Origin of the sequence: Rhodococcus sp. WMMA185, from assembly GCF_001767395.1 — a bacterium.
In the GTDB taxonomy this organism is placed as follows: domain Bacteria; phylum Actinomycetota; class Actinomycetes; order Mycobacteriales; family Mycobacteriaceae; genus Rhodococcus_F.
Map to the genome: position 1 here is coordinate 308923 of NZ_CP017014.1, position 18089 is coordinate 327011.

At 64.3% G+C, this 18089-nt stretch carries 15 protein-coding genes; 12 read left to right on the plus strand and 3 right to left on the minus strand.

Annotation, left to right across the window (positions count from 1 at the left end; genetic code table 11):
- Positions 1-272: 272 nt before the first annotated feature.
- Genes dnaK through BFN03_RS01240 form a run of 4 tightly spaced genes read left to right on the plus strand, consistent with a single transcriptional unit; the run spans position 273 to position 4423 of the window.
- Positions 273-2117, plus strand: coding sequence for a molecular chaperone DnaK (dnaK, locus tag BFN03_RS01225; protein WP_070377480.1), 1845 nt, complete (start codon positions 273-275; stop codon positions 2115-2117).
- Positions 2114-2797 (plus strand): nucleotide exchange factor GrpE, encoded by a 684-nt coding sequence (gene grpE / locus BFN03_RS01230; protein WP_070377481.1) that lies wholly within the window; start codon positions 2114-2116, stop codon positions 2795-2797. Before dnaK ends, grpE begins: the two co-directional genes overlap by 4 nt.
- Positions 2798-2819: 22 nt before the next feature.
- Complete coding sequence (gene dnaJ, locus BFN03_RS01235; protein ID WP_070377482.1) at positions 2820-4016, plus strand: molecular chaperone DnaJ; 1197 nt, start codon at positions 2820-2822, stop codon at positions 4014-4016.
- Positions 4016-4423, plus strand: a complete 408-nt coding sequence (locus BFN03_RS01240; RefSeq protein WP_070377483.1) for a heat shock protein transcriptional repressor HspR — start codon at positions 4016-4018, stop codon at positions 4421-4423. The genes dnaJ and BFN03_RS01240 overlap by 1 nt, the downstream gene beginning before the upstream one ends.
- Positions 4424-4491: 68 nt before the next feature.
- Here the strand turns inward: BFN03_RS01240 and BFN03_RS01245 are convergent, their stop codons facing one another.
- Positions 4492-4989, minus strand: coding sequence for a hypothetical protein (locus BFN03_RS01245; RefSeq protein WP_157109541.1), 498 nt, complete (start codon positions 4987-4989; stop codon positions 4492-4494).
- 224 nt (positions 4990-5213) lie between these two features.
- On the opposite strand from BFN03_RS01245, the gene BFN03_RS01250 reads away from it, so the two are divergent.
- From BFN03_RS01250 to BFN03_RS01265, 4 genes are all read left to right on the plus strand, one after another.
- Entirely contained in the window at positions 5214-5894 is a 681-nt protein-coding gene (locus BFN03_RS01250) for a response regulator transcription factor (protein WP_070380502.1), read from the plus strand.
- A gap of 78 nt (positions 5895-5972) precedes the next feature.
- Positions 5973-7187 (plus strand): sensor histidine kinase, encoded by a 1215-nt coding sequence (locus tag BFN03_RS01255; protein WP_070380503.1) that lies wholly within the window; start codon positions 5973-5975, stop codon positions 7185-7187.
- 170 nt (positions 7188-7357) lie between these two features.
- Positions 7358-8935 carry an AMP-binding protein gene (locus BFN03_RS01260; protein ID WP_070377485.1) on the plus strand — a complete coding sequence of 526 codons (1578 nt, stop codon included), beginning with the start codon at positions 7358-7360 and terminating at the stop codon, positions 8933-8935.
- Between the two features lie 111 nt (positions 8936-9046).
- Positions 9047-10210 (plus strand): FAD-binding oxidoreductase, encoded by a 1164-nt coding sequence (locus BFN03_RS01265; protein WP_070377486.1) that lies wholly within the window; start codon positions 9047-9049, stop codon positions 10208-10210.
- A 25-nt stretch (positions 10211-10235) separates the two neighbouring features.
- On the opposite strand, the gene BFN03_RS01270 is transcribed toward BFN03_RS01265, so the two are convergent.
- Positions 10236-10988, minus strand: a complete 753-nt coding sequence (locus BFN03_RS01270) for an FAD-binding oxidoreductase (protein WP_070377487.1) — start codon at positions 10986-10988, stop codon at positions 10236-10238.
- Positions 10989-11063: 75 nt separating this feature from the next.
- Entirely contained in the window at positions 11064-12215 is a 1152-nt protein-coding gene (locus BFN03_RS01275; protein ID WP_084385457.1) for a globin domain-containing protein, read from the minus strand.
- A gap of 296 nt (positions 12216-12511) precedes the next feature.
- Between BFN03_RS01275 and clpB the strand changes: the two genes are divergently transcribed.
- The 4 genes from clpB (at position 12512) to BFN03_RS01295 (ending at position 18074) form a co-directional block, all read left to right on the plus strand.
- The gene (clpB, locus tag BFN03_RS01280) at positions 12512-15064 is read left to right on the plus strand and encodes an ATP-dependent chaperone ClpB (protein WP_070377489.1); all 2553 of its coding nucleotides are present in this window, start codon (positions 12512-12514) and stop codon (positions 15062-15064) included.
- Between the two features lie 163 nt (positions 15065-15227).
- Positions 15228-16229 carry a hypothetical protein gene (locus tag BFN03_RS01285; RefSeq protein ID WP_070377490.1) on the plus strand — a complete coding sequence of 334 codons (1002 nt, stop codon included), beginning with the start codon at positions 15228-15230 and terminating at the stop codon, positions 16227-16229.
- A gap of 100 nt (positions 16230-16329) precedes the next feature.
- Positions 16330-17247 carry a hypothetical protein gene (locus BFN03_RS20000; RefSeq protein ID WP_084385724.1) on the plus strand — a complete coding sequence of 306 codons (918 nt, stop codon included), beginning with the start codon at positions 16330-16332 and terminating at the stop codon, positions 17245-17247.
- Positions 17248-17273: 26 nt separating this feature from the next.
- Positions 17274-18074, plus strand: a complete 801-nt coding sequence (locus BFN03_RS01295; protein WP_070377492.1) for an SDR family NAD(P)-dependent oxidoreductase — start codon at positions 17274-17276, stop codon at positions 18072-18074.
- Positions 18075-18089 lie beyond the last annotated feature (15 nt).

Here is an 18089-nt window from a genome sequence, read left to right on the forward strand (position 1 = left end):
TGTGATCGAACTTGTTCGAATACGAGCGAGAAGGCGTTCGGTCGTCCGAGGGTGACGCCGCAGAGCAGCGAGATGTGCGCGTCGGGAACAACCGTCGAGGGTCCTTCGTTGAACCTTGTGACAAACTTGAGCGCCCTAGACTCAAGGCGAAATTGACTCCCGATCGTGTCGGGTGCAAACTTGAGTGGAGGGCGCTCACTAAGCGCCAAGATTGCAGCCCCGTACTGAATCGACTGCCCACCGGGCTGCAAAGAACGAAAGTGAGGAACACTATGGCTCGTGCCGTCGGTATCGATCTCGGTACAACGAACTCGGTCGTGTCCGTGCTGGAGGGCGGCGAGCCCGTAGTGGTCGCCAACGCCGAAGGCTCGCGCACCACCCCCTCGATCGTCGCCTTCGCCAAGAACGGCGAGGTGCTGGTCGGTCAGCCCGCCAAGAACCAGGCCGTCACCAACGTCGACCGCACCGTTCGCTCGGTCAAGCGCCACATCGGCACCGACTGGAACGTGGAGATCGACGGCAAGAAGTACACGTCGCAGGAGATCAGCGCGCGTACGCTCATGAAGCTCAAGCGCGACGCCGAGGCGTACCTGGGTGAGGACATCACGGACGCCGTGATCACCGTTCCCGCCTACTTCGAGGATGCTCAGCGCCAGGCCACCAAAGAAGCCGGCCAGATTGCCGGCCTCAACGTTCTGCGTATCGTCAACGAGCCCACCGCGGCTGCACTGGCCTACGGCTTGGACAAGGGCGACAAAGAGCAGACCATCCTGGTCTTCGACCTCGGTGGCGGCACCTTCGACGTCTCGCTGCTCGAAATCGGCGACGGTGTCGTCGAGGTTCGCGCGACCTCCGGTGACAACCATCTCGGTGGCGACGACTGGGACGAGCGCATCGTCACCTGGCTCGTCGACAAGTTCAAGGCTCAGAACGGCATCGATCTGACCAAGGACAAGATGGCCCTGCAGCGTCTTCGTGAGGCTGCGGAAAAGGCCAAGATCGAACTGAGCTCGTCGCAGAGCACGTCGATCAACCTGCCCTACATCACCGTGGACGCCGACAAGAACCCGCTGTTCCTCGACGAACAGCTCTCGCGCAGCGAGTTCCAGAAGATAACCTCCGATCTCCTCGACCGCACCCGCGCACCGTTCCAGGCCGTCATCAAGGACAGCGGTATTTCGGTCAAGGACATCGACCACGTCGTGCTCGTCGGTGGCTCCACTCGTATGCCCGCCGTCTCCGACCTGGTTCGCGAGCTGACCGGCGGCCGTGAGCCCAACAAGGGCGTGAACCCGGACGAGGTCGTCGCGGTCGGCGCCGCGCTGCAGGCAGGCGTCCTCAAGGGCGAGGTCAAGGACGTGCTCCTCCTCGACGTCACCCCGTTGTCCCTCGGCATCGAGACCAAGGGCGGCGTGATGACCAGGCTCATCGAGCGCAACACCACCATCCCGACCAAGCGATCCGAGACCTTCACCACGGCTGACGACAACCAGCCTTCGGTGCAGATCCAGGTGTTCCAGGGTGAGCGCGAAATCGCTTCGCACAACAAGCTGCTCGGCTCGTTCGAGCTCGCCGACTTGCCGCCCGCACCGCGCGGCGTGCCGCAGATCGAGGTCACCTTCGACATCGACGCCAACGGCATCGTGCACGTGACCGCCAAGGACAAGGGCACGGGCAAGGAGAACACGATCAAGATCCAGGACGGCTCCGGTCTGTCCAAGGAAGAGATCGACCGCATGGTCAAGGATGCCGAGGCGCACGCCGAGGAGGACAAGGCTCGCCGCGAGGAGGCCGAGGTCCGCAATCAGGCCGAGTCGCTGGTGCACCAGACCGAGAAGTTCATCAAGGACAACGAAGACAAGGTGCCCGCCGACGTCAAGGAGAAGGTCGAGGCCGCCATCAAGGAAGCCAACGACGCCCTCGCCGGCACCGACATCGCCGCAGTCAAGGCCGCGGTGGAGAAGCTGGCCACCGAGTCGCAGGCTCTCGGCCAGGCGATCTACGAGGCCGGTGCCGCTGATCAAGCTGCCAGCACCGACGGGTCCGGCCCGAGCGACGACGGCGAAGTTGTCGATGCCGAGGTCGTCGACGAGCCGTCTGACGCGGAGAAGAAGTGACGTCCGACAACACCGAGCAGGAGCCGGTCACTTTCGTGGACAAGCGGAAGATCGACCCTGAGACCGGTCAGACGCGGGACGCGGAACCGGTAGTGGAGCCCCTTGTGGGCGACGCCACCGCTCCGCAGCCCGGCTCGGTGGATGAAGGGGCCCCGGTGAACGAATCCTCGGTGAACGAAGCGACACCGTCCGGAGGCGTGGTGTCGGCGGCGGACGAGTTGGCCGAGCGTACTGCGGACCTGCAACGTCTGCAGGCGGAGTACGCCAACTACCGTCGCCGCGTCCAGCGGGACAAGCAGTCCGACATCGCGGGCGCCAAGGCGTCCGTCGTCGGCGAACTCATCGGGGTGCTCGACGACCTCGACCGCGCACGCAACCACGGCGATCTCGACTCGGGCCCGCTGAAGGCGGTGGCGGACAAGCTCGTCGGCGCCCTCACCTCGCTGGGGTTGAGCGAGTTCGGTGCCGAGGGCGAGACATTCGATCCGTCGCTGCACGAGGCTGTGCAGCATGACGGCGAAGGTCACGACCCGGTCGTCGGCACGGTGATGCGGAAAGGCTATAAATTCGGTGATCGCATCCTGCGACATGCGATGGTGGCTGTGACCGACCGCGCCGGCGAGGACGACGCGAACACTTCCGAGCAGGCCGCAAAGCCGGTCGAGGCGGAACAGGAATAAGAATGAGAGGAGGAGACGCCCAGTGAGTCAGCGGGAGTGGATCGAAAAGGACTTCTACAAGGAGCTGGGCGTCTCGTCCAAGGCATCCGCGGACGAGATCAAGCGGGCGTACCGCAAGCTTGCGCGAGACCTGCACCCTGACGCGAACCCAGACGTCGAGACCGAGGAGCGGTTCAAGTCCGTCAGTGAGGCGTACGCGGTGCTCTCCGATCCCGCGAAGCGCAAGGAGTACGACGAAGCCCGGCGGCTGTTCGCCAGCGGGGGCTTCGGGCGAGGTGGCGGATTCACCCCCGGTGGCGGATTCAGCCCTGGAGGAGGTGGCGGCGGTGGCTTCAGCCAGGGTGGATTCGATGTGGGAGACCTATTTGGTGGTGGGGCGACCGCCGGTGACGGAGGCCTCGGCGACCTCTTCGGCGGGCTGTTCAACCGCGGTACGGGCGGTGCCACCCGTACGACCAGCCGCCCCCGCCGCGGAAGCGACGTGGAGACCGAGACCACGCTCGAATTCCGGGAGGCGACCTTGGGGGTCACCGTTCCGCTGCGGCTGACCAGCCCGTCGGCGTGTACTACCTGCCACGGCAGCGGTGCCGAACCGGGTACCAGCCCGCGCGTGTGTCCGCGCTGCAATGGGACCGGAATCATCAGCCGCAACCAGGGTGCCTTCGGGTTCAGCGAGCCATGTGACGACTGCCGCGGCACCGGCTCCATCATCGATTCGCCGTGCAAGGTGTGCCACGGCAACGGCATCACCAACCGGACCCGCACCATCACTGTGCGCGTTCCGGCGGGTGTCAGTGACGGACAGAAGATCCGGCTGGCGGGCCAGGGAGAGGCCGGTCTACGCGGAGCACCGTCAGGGGATCTGTTCGTTACGGTCCGCGTTCGTCCCGACAAGGTGTTCGGGCGGACCGGTGACGACCTCACCGTCGTTGCTCCCGTCAGCTACGGCGAACTCGTGCTGGGAACCACGGTCTCGGTTCCCACCTTGGACGGGCGCGTTGGAGTGAAGATTCCGGCGGGCACAGCCGACGGACGGATTCTGCGGGTTCGCGGCCGAGGCGTCCCGAAGCGTGGCGGTGGTGCCGGTGACCTGCTGGTCACGGTCAAGGTCGCCGTCCCGCAGAAGCTCGACGATCCGGCCACGGAGGCGCTGAAGGCGTATCTCGAAGCCGAGAAGGCCAGCGGATTCGACCCGAGGTCCGGGTGGGCGGGTGCCTGATGACGGACAAGACAGAGCGCTCACGCGAAACCTCCGTTGACCCGGACGCTCAGATCTTCGTGATCTCCGTGGCTGCCGAACTGGCGGGCATGCATGCTCAGACGTTGCGCAACTACGACCGACTCGGTCTCGTCACGCCACACCGGACCTCCGGCGGTGGGAGGAGATATTCGCCGCGGGACGTCGCGTTGCTCCGCGAGGTGCAACGCCTCTCCCAAGATGAGGGCGTCAACCTCGCCGGGATCAAGCGCATTATCGAACTGACCAACCAGGTAGAGGCTCTACAGCACCGCGTACGGGAATTGGCCGAGGAGATCGCGCAGGTCCATGCGAGCTACCGGCGCGATCTCGTGCCTGTTCCGCGCAGCAACGCACTCGTGGTGTGGAAGCCCCGACACCAGCGCTGATTGTCCCACGGTACGGCGGTCCCGACCATCTCCATCAGACGCTTTCGGGAAGCTGGCGCTGGGTGGTTCTAGTAGCCGCGGAAGAACCCGCCGAATCCGTGCTTGTTGAACTTGAAGTGCTTTCCGTAGTCGTTCTTGAAGTACCCATGGTTCTTGAAGTGCCCGTTGCCTCCAAAGCCATGGCCTCCATAGCCGTGCTTCGCGGGGACGACGAACGGGTTGACTGGGGTGACCAGGCCGTTCGAGTCGACGCTGTACGCAGGCACGATCTCGTTGCCTGTCGACGAGATGTACTCTGAAGGCCCCGTGGTCCATTGCCCTGTCGGATCGGACAATCCGGCGATAACCGTGGCCATGTCGATGTCGTCGGAGATCGGCATGGCGGACGAAGGCTCCATCGCCTGAATCGGTGGTGCTGCTGCCTGTATCGGTGGTTGCGCCGCTTGTATCGGGACGTTGGTGCCAGCGCCTGCCACACCCGCGGTCCCTAGGGTCAGGCCGACGACGGCAAGGGCCCCGACGGGCACTGTGATCAAAGGTGACATGTGATGGCGAGTGATAGGCATACCGTTTCCTCCTGGCTCAGACACTTCGCACGCCTGGGAAGGGTTTCGGAACGGTCGCCGCTTCGAATTTCGATCCTTCCTGATCCATGCGTGTGCCAACACTGTGTTTCGAGTATGCCGCGCTGGTTCGACCGAGGCTGTCCGCCAATAGGTTCGAGGTTCGGTTGAAATCGTCTGTCCCCAAATCGGTGGACACTGGTTCGTGGGGCTCTGCTCGGGAAGAAATGGGCAAAGAATTTCGCCGGAGCTGGGCCGGATCGGAGTCGGATGTGACCAAGGTGCGTGTGGTGGTGGGCGACGACCATCCGATCTTCCGTGATGGAGTCGTCCGAGCGCTGGTCGCGAGCGGTGATGTCGACGTAGTCGGCGAAGCGGACGACGGTGCCGGTGCGCTGGCGTTGATCCGGGACCTTGCCCCGGACGTAGCCCTGCTCGACTATCGGATGCCGGAGCTGGACGGGTCTCAGGTAGCTGAAGCGGTGCGACGCGACGACCTGGCCACCCGAGTGCTTCTCCTGTCGGCGCACGACGAATCCGCGATCGTCTACCACGCGCTGCAGGTAGGTGCCGCAGGATTCCTGCCGAAGGAGTCGACCCGCGCGGAGATCGTGAAAGCGGTTCGGGACTGCGCCGAGGGGGAGGTTGTTCTCCCCGCATCGCTCGCAGTGGGCCTGGCCGGCGAGGTGCACCGCCGCAGTGGATTGGGGGGACCGGTCCTCAGTGGGCGAGAGACGGAGGTCCTCGCACTGATTGCGAGCGGCCAGAGCATTCCCGAGATCGCGGGAGAACTGTATCTGGCACCGTCGACGGTCAAGACTCACGTGCAACGCCTCTACGAGAAGCTTGGAGTGAGCGACCGAGCCGCAGCCGTCGCCGAGGCGATGAGACGAGGGTTGCTGGAGTGACCGAACGCTGTCGGTGCGAGGTCGGCAGACACGGCGCTGCCGCGGTGAAACTTGCGCCCGCCGCAGGAGGAAGTCCGATTGCGCAATCCCTCGAGTAGCCGGGTAGTCCATCGCTACACCACGGAGGCGGTCCGAGTGACCGCCGTTCTCCGGCTGCCACTGATCGGGCTGATGTCGCTCCTCGGTCCCGTGATCCACGTGGAGCACTGGCAATCCGACGTGTACGCAGGTCTGCTGATCGTGTACGCGGCGGTTGCCCTGAGCTGGATGTTTCTGGTTCTCATGTGGGAGGTCGGGCCCTGGGCGGGGTGGTTGTCCACCGCGGTGGATGTACTGGCAGTGGTGTCGTTGTCCATCGCCTCGGGTGGCGCGACATCGGTGCTCCTGCCCGTGTTCTACCTCCTGCCGATATCCGTTGCATTCCAGTATCGACCGCGGCTGACCGCGATCGTCGGTGTGTGTACTGCCGTCGGATATCAGGTGGCGTGGATCATCTACTCGAAGCGCGACGAATCGATGGGCTTCCCTCCCGAGGTGTATTTGTATTTCGGGTTCTTGCTGTGGCTTGCGGCGGCGACTACGGCGCTCTCGTACGTCCTGGTTCGTCGCTCGGCGACCGTGATCTCGTTGCTGGACACGCGCAGGCAGTTGATCGCAGAGTCGATGGGCGCCGAAGAGCGTGAGCGCCGACAACTGGCCGAGCACCTTCACGACGGTCCGCTCCAGAATGTCTTGGCGGCGCGGATGGACGTAGAAGAAGCGCTCGAGCGTCACCCAGACGAGATGCTCACCGCTGCAGAGGCCGCGTTACGGGAGACGGCGGCGCAATTGCGATCCACCGTAACCCTGTTGCACCCGCAGGTACTCGCACAACTCGGTCTCAGTTCGGCACTTCGTGAGCTCGCCGATATTCACGCCAAGCGCTCCGAGATGGAGATGTCAGTCGAAATCGATGAGGTCGGCCACCCCGACTGTAGGGAATTGCTGTACCGCGTCGCGCGAGAGTTGCTCGCGAACGTGACCAGGCACTCGCACGCCGCGAAGGTGAAAATACGGTTGACCCGCTCGGACGGGAAGGTCACGCTGATCATCGTCGATGACGGTTGGGGGTTCGATACTTCGGTGGTCCCGAAACGAGTGGGACAGGGGCATATCGGGTTGGCGTCCCAGATCGCGCGGGTTGAGAACGCGGGTGGCACTTTCGACCTCAAGTCGTCTCCCGGAGCAGGCACTCGTGCGGTAGTGACGGTCCCCGAATTCTTCGACACCAGGCAGCGCGCGTCGGTCGATTGACCACCGATGCCGAAGGCCGTTGCCACCTAGGTGGAACAGGTTTCAGTTTTGTCGGTTTCCGGCTATCGTGTCCGTGACTGAGGACACAGGAGTTCACGCCACCGAACTGCGCGCCCCGGGCCGCGGCAAGAGGTCGCGGCAACAGGCCGCGGGAGAAGTGAGGACAACGGATGACCGACGAATTCGCCGATCTGCATCGCCCCGCGTTCGCAGCGGACCTGCTGATTACCGCGCTGGATCGAAACAGAGACAAGCCGGCCCTCTACATCGGCGACGTCGTGCTTACCGGCGGCGAAATGCGTGATCAGATAAGTTGTTTCGCCCAAGCGCTTGCCTCGCTCGGCATTGGTAAAGGCACCAGCACTGCCATGCTCTCGAAGAACAGGCCCGAAGTCCTCATCAGCATGGGTGCCACCATGGTGTCCGGATGCCGCGCGAGCGCGCTCAATCCGATGGGTTCACTCGACGATCATCTGTACATAGTCGGCGATGCTGAGATCGAGACGCTGATCTTCGACCCTAATGCTTTCGAGGATCGTGCGGCGGAGCTGAAAGCGAAGTCGCCGTCGATCAAGAACGTGTTGTCGTTGGGGCCTTCGGAGGTCGGCATCGACATTCTCGCCCTGGCAGACACATTCACCCCGCAGCGCCTGGTCGCCGCCCATGTCGACGCAGACGACAGCAGCAGCATGGTCTACACCGGCGGCACCACCGGCAAACCCAAGGGTGTGATCGGTACCTACGGTTCGGGTGCGGCGCTCAACCAGATTCAGATGGCCGAATGGCAGTGGCCCGAAGAGCCGCGCTTTCTGATTTGCACGCCGCTCTCGCACGCCGGCGCGGCCTTCTTCATCCCGACGCTGCTGCGAGGCGGCGCCCTGATCGTGTTGCCCGCATTCGAGCCCGGGGCGGTGCTCGAGGCGATCGAGAAGCACAAGATCTCCGCCACAATGCTGGTCCCGACCATGATCTACATGCTCATGGATCATCCCGAGTTGCCGAAGCGGGACGTATCGAGCCTGAAGACGCTGTTCTACGGGGCTTCGAGCATCTCCCCCGCGAGGCTGAAGGAGGGCATCGAGAAGTTCGGTCCGATCTTCTTCCAGTTCTACGGTCAGACCGAATGTGGCATGACCATCGCCGTTCTGCGCAGGGAAGAACACATCGCGACCGATCCGAGTCGCCTCGCGACATGCGGCCGGCCGGTGCCCTGGCTGAAGGTAGCTCTCCTCGATGACGATCTGAACGAGGTTCCGCAAGGCGAACTCGGCGAAATCTGCGTTCGAGGCCCACTCGTCATGAAGGGGTACTGGAAGAAGCCCGACGAGACTGCCGAGGCGTTCAAGGGCGGGTGGTTGCACACCGGCGACATCGCCCGACAGGACGAAGCCGGGTTTCTCACGATCGTCGATCGCAAGAAGGACATGATCGTCACCGGCGGGTTCAACGTGTTCCCCCGAGAGATCGAGGACGTCATCTCGGCGCACCCCGCGGTGGGTTCCGTCGCGGTGGTCGGCGTTCCGGATGAGAAATGGGGCGAGGCCGTCAAGGCGTGCGTCGTGCTCCGCGATGGGCAATCGGTGGACGCCGCCGAGCTGGTCGAGAGCGTCCGCGCGGCGAAAGGGTCTGTCCACGCACCCAAGTCGGTCGACTTCGTGGAAGCTCTGCCGCTGACCCCACTCGGCAAACTGGATAAGAAGGCCCTACGTTCACGCTATTGGGAAAGTGCGGATCGAGCTGTCGGGTAGCGCGAATGTGGCGGTGATTGGGGACCGGTTCCCCGGTGTGGGAGGCCGTAACTATAGTGTGCCCAAGTACATCGCGGCCGAGCCGCGTTCGGTCAGTGACGAGGATGTTCGGTGGATTCACAAGCAATATCCCTGGTCAAGTCGAGCTTCAAGGCCATAGCCGCAGTACAGGACGGACCGCAGACCCTGTCTCGGAACTTCTACGCCTTGTTGTTCGCACGGCACCCAGAGGTTCGGGACTTCTTTCCGGCGTCTATGGACGTGCAACGCGATCGGCTGATCTCCGCCATCCAGTACGCCATTGATCGTCTCGAGGATTCCGGGCAGATCATCCTCTTTCTGCAGCAGCTCGGGCGGGACCACAGAAAATACGGTGTCACGGACGCGCATTACCTCGGCGTCAGTGAGGCTCTGATCACTGCGGTCGAGAAATTCCCGTCCAGCGAGCCGTGGACCGACGAACTCGAGCAGGCGTGGCGCGACGTGCTCGCTCTCCTTTCGGCCACCATGATGGATGCCGCCAATGCCGAGAGCGGTCCGCCGGCGTGGGGTGCGACAGTGATCGAGCATCTCCAGGTTCGTGAGGACGTGTCGGTGACCCGGCTGCAACTCGACGAGCCGATGAACTACACGGCGGGCCAGTATGTGAGTGTGCAGGTACCGTCTCGGCCCAGGATGTGGCGCTACCTGTCGCCCGCGAACCCGGCCAACGACCAGGGAATCATCGAGTTCCATGTCCGCAAGGTGTCGGGCGGGTGGGTCAGCCCCGCGATCGTCACTCAGACACTCGTGGGTGAGCGGTGGTCGATCGGTTCGCCGCTCGGTGATCTCGGGAGCCGCAACGACAGCAATCGCGACATTCTCATGATCGGTTCCGGCACCGGAATCGCTCCGCTGCGGGCACAGATTCTTCAGATGTCGCAACGTGGCCAAAGCCGTCGGGTCCACGTCTTTTTTGCCGGCCGGTATCCGTGCGACCTCTACGATCTCGGTACCCTCTGGGCGCTCGCGGAGCAAAATCCTTGGTTGACCGTGGTTCCCGTCACCGAACAGGATGAGGACCCATGGTGGTACCGAGGACCGAGCAGTAGCTCGGTACCCGGCATGCACCGCCGGCTGACCGGCAGGGTGGGAGAGGTTGTGGCCGACTTCGGGACGTGGGCCGAGCGCGACATCCAGCTGATCGGCTCCGAATCCATGGTCAAGACCACCAAGTTCCGACTTCACGCGGCGGGAACTCCGCCGGAGAACATCAAGCACGACCCGTCCTACTGAACCCCGCCGTATTGATCCCCGCGACTCAGTACGGGTCGAACTGAATATTCTCCGAGGGCGTTCCGGTGTCTCGTAAACGGTCGAGCGTGGCACGTGTCATAGCCGCGGAACCACACACGAGCACCTGCTGTTCGGTGAAGGCGCCGTAGGACGTGACGATCTCGGGCAGTGTTCCCTCGATCAGGTCGTCTTCGGCGAACCCTATGTCTACTTTGGTGCGCTCGTACCATTCGTCGGACCAGTCGGGGTTCGTGATGCTCTCCACCACAGGGATGACCGTGAGCCACGGCAAATCTTGCACCAGCAGGTAGAGCATGTCCGAAGCGTAGAGATCCCGCGGGGTGCGATCACCGACGAACAGGAACACCTTCGGTGGATTGGGCCGACGAGCCAGGTCGAGCAGGATCGACCGAAACGGCGCCAGCCCCGTACCACCGGCGATCATGATCACGTCCGGCCCGTTCTCGTCGACGGACATGGTTCCCCGAGGTTCGAGGATCTGCCACTCGTCACCGGGCTTGGTGTCGGAGACGATTCCACCGCTGACCCAACCGCCGGGCACCGACCGGACATGGAACTCGAGTTTGCCGTCCAGGGATGGCGGCAGCGCCGGGGAGAGTCGGCGAAGCAGGCGCGGATTTTGCGGCACGCTCACGTCCACGTACTGGCCGGGCGCAAACGGGACGTTGTCGCCGATGAGACGGATCACCGCGAGGTCGCGCCGCAGTCGGTGATGCTCGACGACTGTACTGGTCCAGGTGGTCTGCGTGTCTTGCATGAGGTGATGGACTCCCGACGGTTGTACTTCGATTGCGAGTGGGCAGTGCGAATGGGTAGGGACTGGTTGCAACGACTAGATCAGAGGGTCGTGCTTGATCAGGTGAGCCGGCGTACCAGCGCGCTGTAACGCATAGACCGTGGTCTTGATCATCGATGGTGAACCGGAGATCTGGATCTGTCGATCCGCCCATGAACCGAACTCAGCGACCACGCGGCCGGGCTGCCCCAGTAGCCGTCGATGCAGTCCCGGTGGCGGTTCAGGCGTGGGTGCTGTGTGCCACCATGGATTTTCGTCCTCCTCGGAGACGGGAACCACGGTGAGCCACGGGTTGCTGAGTGAGAGATGCCACAAGGTCTCGATGTCGTACAGGTCGCACGGGTACTTGCCTCCGACGAACAGGTGGACTCGTGGGTTGCGGGACCGCATCGCCATTTCCATCACCTGTGCGCGCAACGGCGCGATGCCGGTACCGGAGCCGATCATCAGAACGTCGAGGCCGCTTTCCCGGTCGACCTCGAGTCCGCCGAGGGGCGAGCCGAGTAGCCAGCGATCACCCACCCGAGTCTCGTTGACGATTGCCGGGCTGACCCATCCACCCGATACCCGTCGAACATGGAACTCGAGTTGCCCGGCGGGGTTGGCGGGGATGGCGGCAGACAGGTAGCGCCACATGCGTGGGCGCTGCGGAATCTGAACGCTCAGGTATTGCCCTGCGGCATAGGGAATGGGGGAGTCCGTCTCGAGTCGCACGATCGCAAGATCGTCGAGGCGCCGCTCGTGATCGACGACGGTAGCGCCCCAGGTCGCCGGGAGGTCGTCCTCGGCGGCGGCCTCGGACATCGTGTGGAGCACGAGATCGATCAGTTCGGTCCATGCGGTCGTCAGTGACGGCGTCCAGATGGCTTGGGTGAAGGAGCCTTGCACCGCCCCCATCAGTGCATCGGCCGCGGCGAGATAGTGCTTTTGCTCCACTCCGAACTTGCGGTGGTCGCGACCGAGTTGGGCCAGGAACCCCAGGACGCGCTCCTCGTCGTCGAGGTTGTCGATGACGAACTGGAGTGCCTGGAACAGTCGGCGGCCCAAGTTGTCGAGAGCCGGCGGGAAGAGTGCGCGGAAGTCCGGGTGTTCGGCGAAAAGGGAGGAAAAGAACAAGGCAGTAAGGCGAGTCGGACCTCGTTCGGTGTGGACGATCGACGAAAAACTGGCGCGCAGACGCGAGATCACGGGTGGATCGAGGCAGTCTCGTGTCAAGCGGGCCCCTGTACTGAGAACGTGTCGATTCGAACATGAGCAGTCTAACTGTCTTTGATACGGGCTGCCTTTCGCCGAAAAGGGCCGGTTCGGAAACCACCGCGAACGGCGGTGGGCAAAGATGAAGTAGCAGGAAATGGCGCACCGAAAAAAATCAAAGTTGAGCGGAACAGACTCAACCTTTCGTGCGTTGAGAAGATGACAGCATCGTTCGGGATCGCTCCGCCCCCGGCGACAGACCGCTCTACTTCGTCAGAAGAGGTGACTCAGTGGACTCGTTCAATCCGACCACCAAGACGCAGGCCGCGATGACCGCTGCACTCCAGTCGGCGTCGTCTGCCGGGAATCCTGACATCAGGCCGGCCCACCTGCTCGCGGCTCTACTCGACCAGACCGACGGTATCGCGACACCGCTGCTCGAGGCCGTCGGTGTCGACCCCACGACCGTCCACCGTGAGGCACAGGGTCTCGTCGACCGACTGCCCAAGACGACCGGGGCAACGACGACACCGCAACTCGGGCGCGAGGCACTCGCTGCGCTCACCACCGCACAGCACCTGGCCACCGAACTCGACGACGAATACGTGTCGACGGAGCACCTGATGGTGGGGCTGGCGTCGGGTGACTCGGACGTGGCAAGCCTGCTCGGGCGGCACGGCGCCACACCGGAGGCGTTGCGCGATGCGTTCACCACCGTCCGCGGCAGCGCGCGCGTGACGAGCCCGGACCCGGAAGGCACGTATCAGGCGCTCGAAAAGTACTCCACAGATCTGACCGCAGCAGCTCGCAATGGCAAGCTCGATCCAGTGATAGGCCGCGACAACGAGATTCGGCGAGTCGTGCAGGTGCTCAGTCGGCGTACCAAGAACAACCCGGTGCTCATCGGCGAGCCCGGTGTCGGGAAGACCGCGATCGTCGAAGGCCTCGCTCAGCGCATCGTCGCCGGAGATGTCCCCGAATCGCTGCGCGGGAAGTCCGTGATCTCCCTCGACCTCGGTTCGATGGTGGCGGGGGCGAAGTATCGCGGTGAGTTCGAGGAGCGGCTCAAGGCCGTTCTGGACGACATCAAGAGCTCTGCCGGACAGGTGATTACGTTCATCGACGAACTGCACACCATCGTCGGTGCGGGTGCGACCGGGGAGTCCGCGATGGATGCGGGCAACATGATCAAGCCGATGCTCGCTCGCGGCGAGTTGAGACTCGTCGGTGCCACCACGCTCGACGAGTACCGCCAGCACATCGAGAAGGACGCAGCCCTCGAGCGACGCTTCCAGCAGGTGTTGGTGGGGGAACCGTCAGTGGAGGACACCGTCGGTATTTTGCGTGGCCTCAAGGAGCGGTACGAGGTGCACCACGGTGTCCGCATCACAGACTCCGCGCTGGTCGCGGCGGCGACGCTCAGCGACCGCTACATCACCTCCCGGTTCCTGCCGGACAAGGCGATCGATCTCGTGGACGAGGCGGCTTCGCGGCTCCGGATGGAGATCGACTCGCGACCCGAGGAGATCGACTCCGTCGAACGGATCGTTCGCCGCCTCGAGATCGAGGAGATGGCGCTGCAGAAGGAATCCGACGCCGCGTCGAAGGACCGTCTCGAGAAGCTGCGGCGGGAGTTGGCCGACGAGCGGGAGAAGCTCAACCAGCTCACTACCCGCTGGCAAAACGAGAAGCAGGCGATCGACTCCGTCCGTGAGGTCAAGGAACAACTCGAAGCGCTGCGCGGCGAGGAGGAACGCGCTGAGCGCGACGGCGATCTAGGCCGGGCCGCGGAACTGCGATACGGCCGGATCCCGCAGCTCGAAAAGGAACTCGAAGAGGCGGCGGCCGCATCCGGCACTACCGCCGACGGCGACGTCATGCTCAAGGAAGAAGTGGGACCAGACGACGTCGCGGACGTGGTGGCGGCGTGGACCGGGATTCCCGCCGGCCGCATGATGGAGGGCGAGACCGCCAAGCTGCTCCGCATGGAGTCTGAGCTCGGTAAACGAGTGGTCGGCCAGGAACAGGCTGTCAGGGCGGTGTCCGACGCGGTGCGTCGGGCCCGGGCCGGAGTCGCCGATCCCAACCGTCCCACAGGATCGTTCCTGTTCCTCGGGCCTACCGGCGTCGGCAAGACGGAGCTTGCAAAGTCTCTCGCCGACTTCCTGTTCGACGACGAACGCGCGATGGTGCGCATCGACATGTCGGAGTACAGCGAGAAGCACTCGGTGGCCCGGCTCGTCGGCGCCCCTCCCGGATACGTCGGCTACGAGGCGGGCGGGCAGCTCACCGAAGCCGTGCGGCGGCGCCCGTACACCGTGGTCCTGTTCGATGAGGTGGAGAAGGCGCACCCCGACGTCTTCGACATTCTGCTGGCAGTTCTGGACGAAGGCCGGCTGACGGACGGCCAGGGCCGCACCGTCGACTTCCGGAACACCGTCCTGATTCTCACGTCGAACCTCGGTGCCGGCGGGTCGCGGGAGCAAGTAATGGATGCGGTGCGACACGCGTTCAAGCCCGAATTCATCAACAGGCTCGACGACGTCGTGATCTTCGACCCGCTCACCGAAGAGCAGTTGGAATCCATCGTTGACATCCAGCTCAATCAGCTCTCGCGCCGTCTCGCAGCGCGGCGGCTGACGCTCGACGTCTCAGACTCGGCGCGTTTCTGGCTGGCAGTCCGGGGCTACGACCCCATGTACGGTGCCCGGCCGCTGCGCCGGCTCATTCAACAGGCCATCGGCGATCAACTCGCAAAGCTGCTGCTCGCCGGCGACGTCAAGGACGGCGACACCGTTCCGGTGAAAGTGTCCGACAACGGCGAGACGCTCGTCCTCGGCTGATCCTCACCTGGGCGGCAAGCTACCGGGGACGTAGCTAGCTTGCCGCCCACAGCTTTGCCACCCACGCTGATTTCCACAGAGGCGCCTTAATATGCGGCGCTACGCTCGACGGTCCAAGCACGCACGACGAGGGCAGCCGACACCTCAGGGAGGGGCTGAGAACATGACGAATCCCGACGATCCGCGCACTCCGCAGGAACGAGCGCACGAGGGTACCGAGCCGTCGGCGACCGGGGACACCCCGCATCCGGGTACCGGGGACGACGCGACGTCGTCCTGGTCGGAGCAGGACCAGCAGACCGAACGCATCGATATGCCGGAGCACCGCACCGAGTACTTGGGCACCCCCGAGGGGCGCACCGAGTACATGGGCGCCCCCGACTCTCCCGGGCAGTTCTCCACGCCCGACCCGACTGTGGCGTACGGGCAGAACCAGCCCAACCCGACTCAGTCGTACCCGGCCTACGACCCATCATTCGGCCAGCAGGCGCCGCCGCCCAACGCCACTGCGGCGTATCCGGTGTATGAGGGTCAGCAGTATCAGGGCGGCTACCCCACCGGGCAGTATCCGAATGCCTCCTATCCGAATGCGGCCCACCCGGGTGGACAGTATCCGCCGGGGCAATACCCCGACCCGCAATATCAGGCGCCCCGGGACGAGGGCCCCGAACAGAAGAAGCCTAGGCAAATCGGAACGTGGATTGCGGCCACCACCGCGGCCCTGTTGCTGCTCGCGGTGATCGGGTTCGGTATCGCCCTCGTCACGACTACGCCGAACGGTTCCTCGGGTACCACGGTGGCGGGACCGACTCCTGCGAGTCCGCCGACCACCACTCTGCCTGAGACGACCGTCCCCGGGCCGACGACGGAGCCGCCGGACGACCAATCCCAGGGAGGCACCGGCGGGGTGCTCGGGGTCGGGAGCGCGGCGTTCGGGAGGGTCAGTGCAAACGACGGGTCCACTCTGACGCTCGATACGCTCGGCGGAGGCCAGTTGACGGTGGAGACCAACGCGGAGACCAAAGTGTTCGCATTCGACGGCTCCACGGTTGCCTCCCTCGAGCCCGGAACCCCGGTCATAGTCCGTGGAACGGAGATCGAGGGCGGCAAGATGACCGCGCTGACGATCGTCAGCACCGAACTGCCCAGGTTCGGAGGCAACTGAGGCACGACGCCATTCGGCAGGGCTAAGGCGACGACCGAGCATTGGAATCGGCGGATGTCTTCGGCCGGGTCGAAGTCACTCGCTAGGCTGAACACCAATGATGACCATAACGTGGTTCGTGCTGGCGTTCATCGCACTCGTGGGCGCGGGTGCGCTCCTGTATTTCGATCGGTCGCGTCGTGATCAGACCGGTCGTGTGAGGGAGATCTGGGCCAAGGCTCAGGGCTACACCTACAGGAACGTCGAAGAGCGGCTGCCCGCTCAGTTCCACCGCGCGGCGCTGGCCAAGCAGGGGTATCTCAGCGCGATCGGCGTGGTGAGGGGCGAACATCGGGGCGAGCAGTTCATCTTGTTCGACTTGGAGGAGACCGCGACCATCGTGGCCGTCCGCCGCCGGGTTGGTTCGGACGTCGACATCGATCTCCGTCTCAAGTCGGCTCCGCCCCCGAAGGATTCGGACCTCGAACTGCTCGGTGCCATCGGTCCGCGAGTCGTGTTCGCGACCGACCTCGAGATCGCTCGCAGGGTTTGCGATCGTCGGATGGTGGCATTCACCGAGTCGATCCCACCGCACGTCAACATGCTGTGGAGCGAGGGAGAATGGACTCTCGGCTCGCTGCAGATTGGCAGCAGCGGGCGTGAGTGGGATTCGGCTATCGAGGCGGTATCGAGGCTGTCCGGCATCCTCCACGTACTGCCTCCCGTCGCGGGTTCGAGCGACATCGATCGCGCCCCCTCCGATCCGAGTCGACAGCCCCCGCACGAGCGGGCTCCCGGCCCGATTTCCTCCCCGTCTCGTCCGCAGGGCGATAGTCGTCCTGGTCCTGGTCCTGGTCCTGGTCCTGGTCCTGGTCCTGGTCCTGGTCCTGGTCCCGCGCCTGGCCCTAAACCGAGGCCTGCGCCTGGACCGAGGCCTGCGCCTGGCCCTGGACCGAGGCCTGCGCCTGGCCCTGGACCGAGGCCTGCACCCGGTCCCAGGCCTGCGCCTGGACCGAGGCCTGCGTCTGGGCCCCAGTAGAGCGCAGTCTTGCTAGCGTCACAGTTATGCCGCCGTCCTCCGAGAACCCGTCTGCACGACCCATTGCTCTTGTCACAGGTCCTACGTCGGGGCTCGGTGCGGGTTTCGCGAAGAAGTACGCCTCGCTCGGCTACGACCTTGTGCTGGTCGCCCGCGACGCGGAGAGGATGCGCGAACTCGCTGAAGAAATGAAGGCGTTGTTCGACACAGAGTGCGAGATCCTGCAGTGCGACCTGGCGACCGCGTCCGGTCGCGAGGAGGTCGCGCTGCGCCTCGGCGAGGGTGTCGATGTGCTGGTCAACAACGCGGGGTTCGCCACCGCGGGCGAATTCTGGACCGCGGAACCGGAACTCCTGCAGGCGCAGCTCGACGTGTGCGTCACCGCAGTCATGCAGCTGACTCGGGCGGCGCTGCCCGCCATGATCGCGTCTGCCCACGGCACGGTCATCAACGTGGCCAGCGTCGCGGGCCTGCTGTCCGGTCGGGGGTCGACCTACTCGGCGAGCAAGGCATACGTGATCTCTTTCTCCGAGGGGCTTTCTGGCGGATTGGACGGGACCGGCGTCCGAATCCAGGCGCTGTGTCCGGGATTCATCCGCACCGAACTTCACCAGCGCGCGGGGATCGATATGAGTTCGATCCCGAAGGTGATGTGGCTGAGCGTCGACGAGGTTGTCGCGGCCTCGCTCACCGATCTCGACAACGGCAAGGTCATCAGCATTCCGGGCATCCAGTACAAGGTGCTCACGACTGTCGGGCGTCTCGTTCCCAAGAGTCTGGTCAGGCGGGTGAACAACGCGTTCGGTCGGGGGCGGGCACGCACATAGCGGTAGGTAAGGTTC